The organism is Salinicoccus sesuvii, assembly GCF_042648145.1.
Classification (GTDB): Bacteria; Bacillota; Bacilli; order Staphylococcales; family Salinicoccaceae; genus Salinicoccus; species Salinicoccus sesuvii.
Window position 1 is genome coordinate 570,706 of sequence record NZ_JBHRWV010000007.1, and the last position, 12,849, is coordinate 583,554.

Sequence of the window (12,849 nt, forward strand, 5' to 3'; positions counted from 1 at the left end):
GTCAGACCCCTTTCGTTTTCAGATCTTTCTCCTGCGGGAGGAGGCGATCGATGATTTCAATTGGATAATTACCTGTAAAGCACGCATCACACTGCCCTTTTGAACCATACGAATGATAGACGTTATGCATGGCACCAACGGATAGGTATTTCAGTGAATCTGCACCGATTTCATCCCGTATCTCTTCTGTCGACTTGGTTGACGCAATAATTTCTGCGTGGGTCGATACATCTATACCGTAGAAGCATGGATTTTTAAGCGGTGGTGAGGAAACACCCATATGTACTTCCTTCGCACCAGCTTTCTTGAGGGCTTTGACGATGAAACGGCTTGTTGTCCCGCGTACGATGGAATCATCGATGACGATGACGCGCTTTCCCTCGACCACATCACGGACCGGCGAGAGCTTCATACGTACGGCGCGTTCTCTTGCTTCTTGACCCTTTGAAATGAAGGTCCGTCCGACATAGCGGTTCTTGATCAGCCCCTGCTCCTGGGGGATGCCGGAAGCTTCAGAAAACCCTTTTGCCGCTGCTAAGCTGGAATCCGGAACCCCGATGACGATATCGGCATCCACATCCATTTCCCTTGCCAGTTGCTGACCGAGGGATTTGCGGATGGTGTACGTTGATGTGTTGCGGAATTCTGAGTCTGCGCGGGCAAAATAGATGTACTCCATCGAGCATAGATTCGGTTTTGACACATCTGTATAATGATCGAATTCGATGCCCTGTTCATTCAGTGTAATCAATTCACCGGGTTCAATGTCACGAATGTATTCGGCACCGATCGCTGTGAACGCACACGTCTCACTGGCAACACAGTAGGCATCATCGATCATGCCGAGCATCAGCGGGCGCACGCCATGATCATCAAGAGCGATGGTCAATGAGTCCTCATCCAGGATGACGAAGGCAAAAGCGCCTTTTAACTGACGGAGTGCCGTCTTGATACGCTGTTTTTTATCCGCACTCTTATTTTTACGGATCAGGTGTGCCAGGACTTCAGAATCGGAAGATGTCTGGAAGATCGCGCCATCGTCTTCCAGTGCTTCGCGTATACTCAATGCATTGACAAGGTTGCCGTTATGGGCCAGACCGAGGTCGCCTTTATGGCTTTTGAAAAGGAATGGCTGAACATTTGATAGTTCACTGCCCCCTGTCGTCGCATAGCGGACATGCCCAATTGAATGCGGGAAAGTTTCAAGTGACATGAGTTGCTCTTTTGTGAGCGCTTCTGTCAAAAGACCCATGCCGCGTGCTCCGAATAGGAATTCTCCATTCGAACAGACAATGCCCGCGCCTTCTTGTCCTCTGTGCTGGAGGCTGTGCAGCGCAATGTAGGTCAGTTCACTGGCTTGCGGATGATTGAAAATCCCAAACACACCGCATTCTTCATTTAGTCCCCGGATGTCATACATTGTGGAATTGCCCCTTCCCAGATACTTGAAATCGTTTCGATGCTTCTGTCGATTGTCAGATTACGTGCATTAATGTGGAACCCTTGATCTGTCAGTGTGCCGATTTCCTTGCCGTCCGTGATATTTTGCCCGGAAGGTGCAATTACGATGTAGCGTGAGGCATTTTCTGCGAAGAGATCTTCGCCGTCTAGATCCAATGTGGCATTGATGCCCAGCTGATGGAATGCTGCGAGTTGTGCCAGTTTGACGGCAATGCCACCCCTGCCGACGGGTGCGATTTTCTTTACTTCCTTATTGATAAGGCGCGTGCGTAAATCCATACCGCGTGCATACTCCAAGTCAAGATCGATATGACGCGCTTGCTTTTTGATATCTTTATCGATCAGCTTTTCGATCTGACTGCCAGCAAATGCCTTCTCAGTATCCCCGATGATATAGAGCGCATCACCGGATTCAATTTTTTGTTCTGTCATGAACGTGACATCTTCGATAAGTCCGACCATGCCGATGACCGGCGTCGGCAGAATCGTGCCTTTTGATTCGTTGTAAAGACTGACATTACCGGACACGACCGGTGTTGATAATGCCGCACATGCTTCCGCCATACCGCGGGTCGATTCTCCCAGCTGATGATAGATTTCCGGCTTCTCTGGACTGCCATAGTTCAAACAGTCCGTCATTGCCAGTGGGAGTGCACCGGTTGAAATGATGCTGCGGAACGTCTGAGCGACTGCTTCTTTGCCACCATTCAATGGATCGGCGTAGACGTAGCGGCTTTTGCCGTCGATGGCCATCGCTATTGCCTTGTTGGTTCCTTCGACACGGACGATACCAGAACCAAACCCTGATTTCTGAACGGTGTTTGCGCCGACTTGGTTGTCGTACTGTTCATATATATAACGTTTCGACCCATGTGTCGGATGCCCGATTAGTGCATCGAAGACCGCATTGAGATCGTGATCCGCGTATTGATGAGTGGAATCATCCTGTACAGGGGCCGCACCTTCCAAGACATAGACCGGCGCCTCATCGGACAGTGGCTGAACTGGAATATCCGCGTATTTTTCGCCATGGAAGAAAAGTTCAAGACGATCCGTATCAGTCACTTCACCGATGACTGCAGAGTCGAGTTCGTAGTCTTCAAACATGGAAAGGAATTTATCTTCAGTCCCCGCTTCCACAACAAGTAGCATACGTTCCTGGGTTTCAGACAACATCATTTCATATGGAGTGATGCCCGCTTCACGCACTGGGACCTGATCCAAGTAAAGGGCAATACCGGATTCTCCTTTGGCAGCCATTTCGGCACTTGAGGATGTCAACCCTGCTGCACCCATATCCTGAATGCCGACCAGCTCCGGCTGCCTGATTGCGTCAAGGGTCGCTTCCATCAGCTTTTTGCCGGTGAATGGATCACCGATCTGTACAGACGGCCGCTTCGATTCAGATTCCTCGGTCAGTTCCTCTGATGCGAACGTTGCACCGTGGATGCCATCACGCCCAGTCTTCAATCCAACGTAGATGACTTTATTGCCGATTCCTTTGGCAGTCCCTTTTTGTATTTGATCATGATCGATGATACCGACACACATGGCATTGACCAGTGGATTACCGTCGTAGGATCGGTCGAATTCAACTTCTCCTGACACAGTCGGGATGCCAATGCAGTTGCCGTAACCGCCGATACCCGCCACAACGCCCCGCAACAGGCGACGATTGTTCGGTTCAGACAATTCACCGAAACGCAGCGAGTTTAAAAGACCAATCGGACGTGCACCGATGGAGACGATGTCACGGATGATACCACCAACACCAGTCGCTGCTCCCTGATAAGGTTCAACAGCGGACGGATGATTGTGGGATTCGACTTTGAAAACGACCGCTTGGTTATCGCCAATATCTACAACGCCTGCACCCTCGCCTGGTCCCATCAACACATGTGGGCCACTCGTCGGGAATTGTGTTAAGAACGGCTTGGAATGCTTGTAGGAGCAGTGCTCACTCCACATCACCGAGAAGATGCCGGTTTCTGTATAGTTCGGCTGCCTACCAAGGATTTCTACAACCTTGTCGTACTCTTGGTCTGAAAGCCCCATATCCGCGTATAGTCCGTTTTCCTTTATGGCCTGTTCATTCGGCTCAGTGAATGTAATCATGTTCTGCCTCCCACTTAGTCATTCTTTCGAAAAGTTTCATTCCGTCGTCACTACCAAGCAAAGCCTCAAGTGCACGTTCTGGATGCGGCATCATGCCGAGGACATTGCCATTCTCGTTGATGATGCCGGCGATGTCATTTCTTGAGCCATTCGGATTATCCGTGTATGTCAGGACGATCTGATTATTTCTATTGAGCGCATCATAGGTTTCATCATCACAGTAATAATGGCCTTCGCCATGGGCCACCGGGTAGACAACCGTTTCACCATTTTCGTAACCATTCGTAAATGCCGTTTCATTGTTTGTGATGGTAAGTGTTTCATCACGGGAGATGAAAGTGTGTGTATCATTGAAGATAAGCGCGCCTGGCAACAGTCCGATCTCCGTCAGTATCTGGAAACCGTTGCAGACACCAAGGACTGGCTTGTTTTCTAAGGCCGCTTCTTTGATCGCAGCAGTAATCGGGGCGACACTCGCCATTGCACCGCTTCTTAAGTAGTCACCGAAAGAAAATCCCCCCGGTATCAGTACCCCATCAAAATTAGAGAGGGATGTCTCACGGTAGTCGACATACTCCGCTTCGCCGCCAGCCTTTTTGATTGCGTTTAGCATATCTCTGTCACAGTTGGAACCTGGAAACCTGATGACTGCGAACTTCATTACTGGGACACCTCTTCAAGCACTTTATATGTGTATGTTTCAATGACCGTGTTGGTGAAGAGCTTCTCGGATAACTGACGTACGCTTTCATCAATTTTAGCGTCATCCGTTTCATCAATGTCGAAATAAAGCACTTTACCGACCCGGATGTTGTTGATTTCATTATGATCCAGTTCATGTACCGCACGATTCAGTGCTTCCCCTTGCGTATCCAGTACTTGTGGTTTCAATGTCACGATCAGCTCTACTTTTTTCATTATTTTATAGCCTCCATCTTATTATAGAATTCATTGTAAGTATCAAGCAGCGAACCGGTGTTGTTGCGGTACACATCTTTATCGAAGTTCTCCTTCGTTTTCATATCGACAATGCGGCATGTATCGGGTGATATTTCATCCGCGAGGACAATGGTGCCCCCTTTATCCCTGCCAAACTCGATCTTGAAGTCGATGAGCGATAGCTCCATTTTCTCCATCATCTCTCGGAGCACTGCGTTTATTTTCAGTGCAGCTGTTTTTAACGCATCGATTTCTTCGGCAGTCGCGAGGCCGAGCATCTCGACGTGGGCGTCCGTTAGTATAGGATCGTTCAAGGCATCCTGCTTGTAGTAGAATTCAACGAGTGGCGGCGTCATCGGCTGGTAGGGTTCCAATCCGAGGCGTTTGACGATGCTACCCGATGCAAAGTTGCGAACGACCACTTCGATTGGGATGATTTCGACTGAACGCACCAACTGTTCCGTTTCACTGATGCGTTCAATGAAATGCGAATCGATGCCGTGGGTTGCCATGTACTGGAAAATATCAGAGGAGATCAGATTATTGAGTCTCCCTTTACCAGTGAGAAAATCATGTTTTTCCCCATTGCCTGCTGTTACTTCATCTTTGTATTCGATGCGGTACACATCTTCCGCTTCTGTCCGGAAAACCCTTTTTGCTTTGCCTTCATATAAAAGCATCATGCTTCGACTCCCTTGATAAATTTTTGCTCCAATGCGCCCAATGCATCCTCTAGGTCATCTGTCAGCACTGTGACATGTCCCATCTTGCGGGCCGGTTTGCGCCCATCCTTACCATAAATATGAACGTGCCATTTCGGTTCAGTGAACAACTTCGCTTCAAGACGGTCCAAGTCATCCCCAAGGAGATTCATCATGACAGCAGCTTGGTGCTGGTAGACCTCTGGCATTGGGTGGTCGAGGATTGCCAGGATGTGGGCATCGAATTGGCTGATATTACAAGACTCAATCGTATGGTGCGCTGAGTTATGTGGTCGTGGGGCGATTTCATTCACGTACAGTTTACCGTCTTGGTCGATGAAGCATTCGACTGTGAATACACCAACAAAATGCATGGCATTCATAATCTTATCGACCGCTGTTTTTGCTTCATCCATATAGTCAACGCGTGCTGGCGCAATCGTTCGATAGAGGATCTGATTCTTATGCAGATTCTCCTGTAGCGGAAAATGAATGACCTGTCCGCTAACGTTGCGCGCAACAGTCAGTGACACTTCGCGCTCGAGCTTTAAGTATTTTTCAACCACCCATTCCGCTTCGTCAAAAGGAATGTCAAGCGATTGGAGGTCAGCTTCCGTCTCAATCAGCATTTGACCCTTACCGTCGTATCCGCCCGTGGTCGTCTTGACGATGACCGGAAGCCCGTGAGTATCAATGAACTGCCCGAGCGTATTTGCATCTGTTACCTTTTCGTAAGGGACAACATCCGCACCGGAATCTCGAATCGCCGTCTTCTCAAGGTCCCGGTTCTGCAATGTCAGCACCGTTTCTGCACCTTGTGGGACATGGTAGTCGTTGACGAGTGTACGCAGTATATGAGCATCAATATTCTCAAATTCGTATGTGACGACATCCGATATTTCACACAGCTGGCTAAGTGCATCGAAATCACTGAATGCTGCATGGATGAATGTATGGCAGGTGCTGCGCGCCGGTGCATCTTCTGAAGGGTCAAGAATGGCAACGCGATACCCCATTCTAAGCGCGCTCTGTGCCAGCATTTTTCCAAGCTGACCACCGCCGATGATACCGATTGTGCCACCCAGTCTAACTGAGGTCATTTTGCATCGCCTCCACTTTCTCTTCCAATGATGCTGTATAAGCTTCAAGTCTTTCATACAATTTTGAATCACTCACCGCGAGAATCTTTGCTGCCAGTATGCCGGCATTCGTGCTGCCCGCTTTGCCGATTGCGGTCGTTGCAACCGGGATGCCGCCAGGCATCTGGACGATGGAGAGCAGTGAATCCAGCCCTTGCAGAGCTTTTGACTCAATCGGGACGCCGATGACTGGAACATTTGTCATCGATGCGACCATTCCGGGCAGGTGGGCTGCCCCTCCAGCCCCTGCAATAATTACTTTTACTCCGCGTTCTTTTGCTGTTTTAGCATAATCCATCATCATCTCTGGTGTACGGTGTGCACTCACTACTTTTTTTTCATAAGGCACAAAAAAAGTATCCAGCATATCACATGCATGCTTCATCGTTGGCCAGTCCGAAGAACTACCCATAATAATTCCAACTGTCATGAACAAAGACCCTCTCTGCATTCATTTGTTTTTCTCATGTATAGCTTAACAATTCAAAAACAGATAATCAATACAAAAAGCGAACGTTTAATTTTATTTTTATTATATAGTTTGTATTTTGGTAAAATATTGCTTGATAATCAAATCCAATATACGGTATTATGTGAGTTAAACCGCTTTACGGAATACGTTCTGCGCTTTTTTAAATTGAATATGGAGATTTGGACTAAAGTCATGGATAATGGAATTGGAAACTCATTCAGGAGGCGTTTTTAAATGACAGCAGAACTTTTGAACGGTAGAGAAATTGCGAAGTCGTATCGTGAGGGACTCGCCCAAGAAGTCGAGAAATTAAAAAGCGTAGGGATCACACCGAATCTGACTGTAGTCATCGTCGGAAATGATGGTGCTTCTCTAAGTTACGTGCGCTCAAAAAACAAAGCAGCTGAGAAAATCGGCATGACTTCAGATATCATTCATCTCGGCGCAGATATCACAGAATCTGAACTGCTCGATACGATCGATGGTTTGAATAATGCCGACGAAGTCAATGGTATCTTGGTACAGGTGCCGCTACCTGAACAGATTAGTGAAGAGAAAGTACTTGAAGCGATTGCACCTCATAAGGACGTCGATGGATTTCATCCGATGAACATCGGCAGATTATATACTGGACAGCAGACTTTTACTCCTTGTACACCACTTGGCATCATGGAGCTGCTCAAGCATACAGGATCACTCGAAGGTAAGGATGTTGCCGTTATCGGCCGCTCCCATATCGTCGGTCAGCCTGTTGCCAAGCTATTGACCGATCAGCATGCAACGGTCACGTTGATGCACTCTCGAACGAAAGATATCGTAGAAAAACTCAAAACCTTCGATATCATTGTCAGCGCCGTCGGTCGACCTGGACTCGTAACCGGTGAACATCTCAAAGAAGGTGCCATTGTCATTGATGTCGGCAATACTGTAGTGGATGAAAAACTCGTCGGTGACGTCGACTTCGAATCCGCCAAGGAAGTTGCCAGCTTCATCACCCCGGTACCGGGCGGCGTGGGTCCGATGACGATTACCATGGTACTCAACAATACACTGCTTGCAGCTAAATGGCATAATGGCATCGAATAGAAAAACCCCCGTTTCCATCTGATTTTTCCTAGATGAAAACGGGGGTTTCTTCCTAACTGAAAAGATAGATATTCAGATAAACACCGCAATGCTTATTTCGCCTAGTTTCTGATGATGATATATACCAGATATGCAACGTAAGCTGCAAGCAGGACCGCTCCTTCTCTGCGTCCGATCTTGAAACTTGTACGTGAAAATATCAGAAGCAGAACGGTTAGACCGACCATCACCCAGCCATCAAAGAATAGCTTCGATTCGGCAGCGATGGGGGCGACGGTTGAAGCAGCACCGGTGACGAAAAAAATATTAAAAATGTTACTGCCAACAACATTACCGATGGCCATATCGCCCTTGCCTTTTAGAGCAGCAGTAATCGATGTCATGATTTCAGGCAATGAAGTGCCGATGGCGACAATTGTCAAACCGACCAAGGCTTCACTCATGCCGAGTGTAAGTGCAATCTCTGTTGCATTACTGACGACCAGCTCACCACCAAAGATGATGGCGACGAGTCCACCCAATGTAAAGAGAATATTTTTCAACCAAGATTCCCCAGTATCACTGTCGACTGCTTCTACAGACCCGGCACGATTTTTGCGTGCCATCTCGAAGACATAGTATAGGAATACAGCAAGAAACAGCAGAATGATCAGCCCATCGCCGCGTCCGATAATATTCTGTTCTAACCCTTGTAAGGCGACGTCCGCCATCAGTGTCATGAGTACGAGAGCCGCGAGCAGTGCAAAAGGGATTTCCTTACGTACCGTCTCACTTTGGACCGTCAGAGGCGCAATCAGTGCTGTCAGGCCGACGACAACGGTAATATTTACGATATTACTCCCGATGACATTACCAAGGACAACACCTGGACTTCCTTCCAGTGCAGCAAGGATTGCCACCGTCGCTTCAGGCGAGCTTGTCCCCATTGCGACAATCGTTAAGCCGACGAGAAGCGGTGAAACGTTGAGTTTAACCGCGATATTGGAAGCACCTTCTACGAAGTAATCGGCACCTTTGATGAGCAGTACAAAACCGACAATCAGCAAAACGTATTCCATGGCGCCCACCTCAATTTCACATGATATTGTATAAGATTAATTTCCTCTGACAGAAAGTTTAAACAAAAAAAGCAATTGCCGAAAAAATAAATATTTTATCGCTCATTCTTTTCAACAAAAAAAGTCACAACGATGAACAGCAAGAAAGCAATAATCAAAACACTGCCACCGATGATGAAGTACACCGTTGTAAATGTTTCGTTGAAATTGAAAGGATTGAGCATATAGAAGTACATGCCACTTATCAGAACAATCGCCCCAATCATGCCTGTAATCCCGTGAATATGTACAAGCAAAGTATTTTTAACCCGATATACACTGTAGAAGATGCCCCATGCGAACATAGACAGCCAGCCAACCAGCAAAACATGGGTATGGATCGGACGAATGCTGTAGTCGACTTCCCCGGCCATCTGCGAACCGATGAATACACCAAGCAGCCCAAACAATGATGCTACTCTGATAAAGTTGATGCCCCATTTTCTTTCCATTAAAATGCCTCCTGTATTTTCTGGATCACCACTTCGGGCGCCATTTACTATTATCTCACCCATTATACTACGTCATCCACTCCACCTATGAAACTGTTTAAATTTTAAAAGAAAAACACGTATCCACATGCGGATACGTGCATAAATTAATATTAGAATTGTAATCAGTTCGATTAAACTTTCTGCAGGCTCATCTTTGGGCCGAATGGTTCAAAATGGATACGAGAATCGTCGATACCCATTGCATTGAGTTCATTGATCATTGCATTCATGAATGTCATCGATCCACAAATGTAAATCTCTCGGTTTTCGTTACCTGCAAAGTCCTCGCGATTCAGGTAACCTTCGGATTCACTGAACTTGATTCTGATGTCTGCACCTTCAGCTTCAAGATTCTCAAACTGATCTTTGAATGGCAGGTAAGCCTCATTAATAGCACTATAAAGGAATTTGACATCGTTGCCTTTAGCAATTGCCGCTTCGGCCATCGCCATGACTGGCGTCGCACCGACACCACCAGCGATAAATAGCAGTTCACTATGCGTATCCTCGACCTTGAAATCTCCGGCTGGCGCGGAGAGGAAGATCACGTCTCCCGATTCAATATCATCATGTAGATAGTTAGAAACAACACCTTTTGTGTCATCTTCGCCTTCACGTTTCACTGCGAAGGTGAGACCATCCACCGTCTTATTTGAACAGATGGAATAATGACGTAATGCTTCATATGGGTAGTCTGCCGGTTTAACCTTCACAGTGATATACTGTCCAGCTGTGAATGATTTATCCACCTCGTCGGAATCGACTGTAAATCTGGTGATTTCAGAGGTCATGACTTCTTTTTTCTTAACAGTGAAGGGTTTAAAGCCGTCCCATGTTGCGTCCTGATACATATCTTGTTCGACATCAATGAAAATCTGTGCAATGTGATTATAATAGTCACCCCAAGCATCGATGATTTCCGGGGTTGCCTTATCTCCGAGAACTTCTTGGATACCTTCTAGCAGATGCTTACCCACTATTGGATAATGTTCCGGTTTAATTTCAAGCGCACGGTGCTTATGCGCAATGCCAACCACGTGCGGCACAATGGCGTCCAAATTGTCGATATGCTTTGCTGCAGCAAGAACTGTCATGGCCAGTGCTTTTGGCTGATTGCCGACTTTCTGGTTCGTCTGATTGAAGATGTTGAGGAGTTCTGGATGAGCTTCGAACATGTTTTGATAAAATGTTGTCGTAATTTTTGTACCATGTGCTTCAAGTGCTGGGACTGTCGCTTTAATAACATCTTTTTTTGCTTCCGTAATCATATGGATAACCCCTTTAATATAAAAGATATATATTTAATACATCTTTATCGTAGACCTATTTTATACCATTTTCAATACATTGTTTTAAATTTCACAATATGTTCACAGATTATTTGGAAAAAAGCACTTTATTTATATAAAAATAAAAACTGTGTATAATCATGTAGAGGAGTTGATGCCAATGAAACTGACATTATATACGGACTATTCTCTCAGAGTTCTGATGTACCTTGGAATGAGAGAGGAAGAAAAAGTCCAAATTGATGAAATTGCGAGCTTCTATAATATATCGAAGAACCATCTGACAAAAGTGGTCCACAATCTTTCCAAGCTTGGTTATATTAAAACCGTCCGTGGTCGCGGGGGCGGGATTATGCTAAACTATAAAGCAGAAACCCTTAATATCGGTGAAGTCGTCCGCCATACTGAAGACAATTTCCACATGGCTGAATGCTTTTCCGAAGACAATCAGTGTGTGCTTACTCCCGTTTGTGGCCTGAGATTTGTACTGAACGATGCACTACAGGCATATTTTGAAGTGCTCGATAAATATACATTGAAAGATATTATTCCTAAAGCAATGTTGAGGTGACCATTATGAACTCAAGTACAGTGATAAAAATCATGGCAGGTCTACTGCCTGCTGCTCCGATTACAGGTGAATTACTCGATGCGCAAATCGGCGAATCGCAACTCACAGATAATGATTCCGAGTCCAGCAGCAACTCGAGATATGCCGATTATGAAGGCCCAACAATGGAAGATGAAATTGCCAACCACAGTGGTAATGTTCCCGACCTTAGAGGTACTGAAGTTTATAACGTCCAAGTCGGTGACAACTTTGACCCTTTGGCCGGTGTCTACGCTATCGACAGTCAGGATGGAGATATAACAGATAATATCGAAGTGACCTCGAACACTGTCAACACCAATCGACCCGGTTCCTACACCGTCGGGTATCGTGTTGAAAATTCACGCAACGGCTGGTTCGAGTACACCCGATCAATAGAGGTAAGCAATGCGCCGACCGATCCCGTGCCGATGATACCGCCTGCAGAAGCAGAACTCGAGGATGATTCTGACGATGAAACAAGTGAATCAGCCATCACATTCATTGGACTCGACGATATTACCATTGAACAAGGTGAGACGTTTAATCCGAAAGAAGATGTTGAAATTATCGATGTTGACGGCAGTGACATTACGCACCGCGCCTATATCTCAGGGGAAGTCGATACAAATAGCCCGGGAGAATACACAATTGCCTATGCAGTATTCGATCACTTTGGAGATCCACATGCCAAGGCCCGCACCGTTATCGTAGAATAAATAAAAACTGCCCATCAGCTGATGGGCAGTTTTTTGTCTAAAGCTCTAATGTATATGGGGTAATCGGTATTTTTAAATCAAAGATCCAGATCGCGCTTTTATTTAATTAGTTATAAAAAGCCGGCACCCATGCTCGGGTGCCGACTCTAGTTTTGTACTATGCAAGTTGTGCAGTGATTTCACGGTTGAAGTCTTCAATATCGTCCGGCTTACGGCTAGATACGAGGTTGCTGCAAACGACGACGGATTCATCGTGTACTTTAGCACCTGCATTTTCCAAATCTTTTCTAACGGAAATGAAGCTTGTGATATTACGACCCTTCAACAGATCTGTATCAATCAGTACTTGAGGACCGTGACAAATTGCGAATGTCGGCTTATCTTTTTCCATAAAGTGCTTCGCAAACTCACCGAAACGTCCTTCTTCGTCTGAACGTAATAGATCTGGGGAGAATCCGCCAGGAATAAGGATCGCGTCATAATCTTCTGGACTCACATCGGAAATGCTCTTGTCCGCTGTGAATTTGCCACCTTGCTTGCCTTCTATCTCTCCTGCTTCAGGTGCAATGACCTCTACTTCGTGACCTTCATTTTGAAGTGCCTCTACCGGGCTTGTATATTCGATGTCTTCTACCATGTTTGTCATGATTACTGCGACTTTTTTAGCCAAAATCAATCTCTCCTTTGAATATCGTTATACCTATAGTCTTCCACGTCGTCCATTCTTTTAAACATATCAGATGAATTC

Annotated in this window: 14 protein-coding genes; 3 read left to right on the forward strand and 11 right to left on the reverse strand. The window is 46.2% G+C overall.

Annotated elements, in window-relative coordinates; genetic code table 11:
• Position 1: 1 nt before the first annotated feature.
• From purF to purE, 7 genes are read right to left on the reverse strand one after another with little or no spacing between them, the layout of a single operon-like run.
• A complete protein-coding gene (gene purF, locus ACFOJ8_RS08610) occupies positions 2–1,420 on the reverse strand; it encodes an amidophosphoribosyltransferase (RefSeq protein WP_380655285.1) in 1,419 nt (472 codons plus the stop codon).
• Positions 1,399–3,576, reverse strand: a complete 2,178-nt coding sequence (gene purL / locus ACFOJ8_RS08615) for a phosphoribosylformylglycinamidine synthase subunit PurL (RefSeq protein ID WP_380655288.1) — start codon at positions 3,574–3,576, stop codon at positions 1,399–1,401. Before purL ends, purF begins: the two co-directional genes overlap by 22 nt.
• Positions 3,560–4,237: a phosphoribosylformylglycinamidine synthase subunit PurQ gene (purQ, locus tag ACFOJ8_RS08620; protein WP_380655291.1), complete on the reverse strand. Its 678-nt coding sequence runs from the start codon at positions 4,235–4,237 to the stop codon at positions 3,560–3,562. Before purQ ends, purL begins: the two co-directional genes overlap by 17 nt.
• Positions 4,237–4,494 carry a phosphoribosylformylglycinamidine synthase subunit PurS gene (gene purS, locus ACFOJ8_RS08625; RefSeq protein ID WP_380655294.1) on the reverse strand — a complete coding sequence of 86 codons (258 nt, stop codon included), beginning with the start codon at positions 4,492–4,494 and terminating at the stop codon, positions 4,237–4,239. The genes purQ and purS overlap by 1 nt, the downstream gene beginning before the upstream one ends.
• Positions 4,494–5,198 (reverse strand): phosphoribosylaminoimidazolesuccinocarboxamide synthase, encoded by a 705-nt coding sequence (gene purC / locus ACFOJ8_RS08630; RefSeq protein ID WP_380655296.1) that lies wholly within the window; start codon positions 5,196–5,198, stop codon positions 4,494–4,496. Before purC ends, purS begins: the two co-directional genes overlap by 1 nt.
• A complete protein-coding gene (gene purK / locus ACFOJ8_RS08635) occupies positions 5,195–6,316 on the reverse strand; it encodes a 5-(carboxyamino)imidazole ribonucleotide synthase (protein WP_380655299.1) in 1,122 nt (373 codons plus the stop codon). Before purK ends, purC begins: the two co-directional genes overlap by 4 nt.
• The gene (gene purE, locus ACFOJ8_RS08640; protein WP_380655301.1) at positions 6,303–6,785 is read right to left on the reverse strand and encodes a 5-(carboxyamino)imidazole ribonucleotide mutase; all 483 of its coding nucleotides are present in this window, start codon (positions 6,783–6,785) and stop codon (positions 6,303–6,305) included. Before purE ends, purK begins: the two co-directional genes overlap by 14 nt.
• Positions 6,786–7,061: 276 nt before the next feature.
• Between purE and ACFOJ8_RS08645 the strand changes: the two genes are divergently transcribed.
• Entirely contained in the window at positions 7,062–7,913 is an 852-nt protein-coding gene (locus ACFOJ8_RS08645) for a bifunctional 5,10-methylenetetrahydrofolate dehydrogenase/5,10-methenyltetrahydrofolate cyclohydrolase (protein ID WP_380655304.1), read from the forward strand.
• A gap of 101 nt (positions 7,914–8,014) precedes the next feature.
• On the opposite strand, the gene ACFOJ8_RS08650 is transcribed toward ACFOJ8_RS08645, so the two are convergent.
• From ACFOJ8_RS08650 to ACFOJ8_RS08660, 3 genes are all read right to left on the reverse strand, one after another.
• Entirely contained in the window at positions 8,015–8,971 is a 957-nt protein-coding gene (locus tag ACFOJ8_RS08650) for a calcium/sodium antiporter (protein ID WP_380655307.1), read from the reverse strand.
• A 95-nt stretch (positions 8,972–9,066) separates the two neighbouring features.
• Complete coding sequence (locus ACFOJ8_RS08655) at positions 9,067–9,462, reverse strand: hypothetical protein (RefSeq protein ID WP_380655310.1); 396 nt, start codon at positions 9,460–9,462, stop codon at positions 9,067–9,069.
• 173 nt (positions 9,463–9,635) lie between these two features.
• Entirely contained in the window at positions 9,636–10,772 is a 1,137-nt protein-coding gene (locus tag ACFOJ8_RS08660) for a globin domain-containing protein (protein ID WP_380655313.1), read from the reverse strand.
• Positions 10,773–10,953: 181 nt separating this feature from the next.
• Between ACFOJ8_RS08660 and ACFOJ8_RS08665 the strand changes: the two genes are divergently transcribed.
• Together ACFOJ8_RS08665 and ACFOJ8_RS08670 are read left to right on the forward strand one after the other, a co-directional pair.
• On the forward strand, positions 10,954–11,364 hold the full coding sequence (locus ACFOJ8_RS08665) for an RrF2 family transcriptional regulator (RefSeq protein ID WP_380655316.1): 411 nt from the start codon (positions 10,954–10,956) through the stop codon (positions 11,362–11,364).
• Positions 11,365–11,369: 5 nt separating this feature from the next.
• Positions 11,370–12,101 (forward strand): immunoglobulin-like domain-containing protein, encoded by a 732-nt coding sequence (locus ACFOJ8_RS08670; RefSeq protein ID WP_380655318.1) that lies wholly within the window; start codon positions 11,370–11,372, stop codon positions 12,099–12,101.
• Positions 12,102–12,258: 157 nt separating this feature from the next.
• Here the strand turns inward: ACFOJ8_RS08670 and ACFOJ8_RS08675 are convergent, their stop codons facing one another.
• Complete coding sequence (locus tag ACFOJ8_RS08675) at positions 12,259–12,771, reverse strand: type 1 glutamine amidotransferase domain-containing protein (protein ID WP_380655320.1); 513 nt, start codon at positions 12,769–12,771, stop codon at positions 12,259–12,261.
• Between the last annotated feature and the right edge of the window lie 78 nt (positions 12,772–12,849).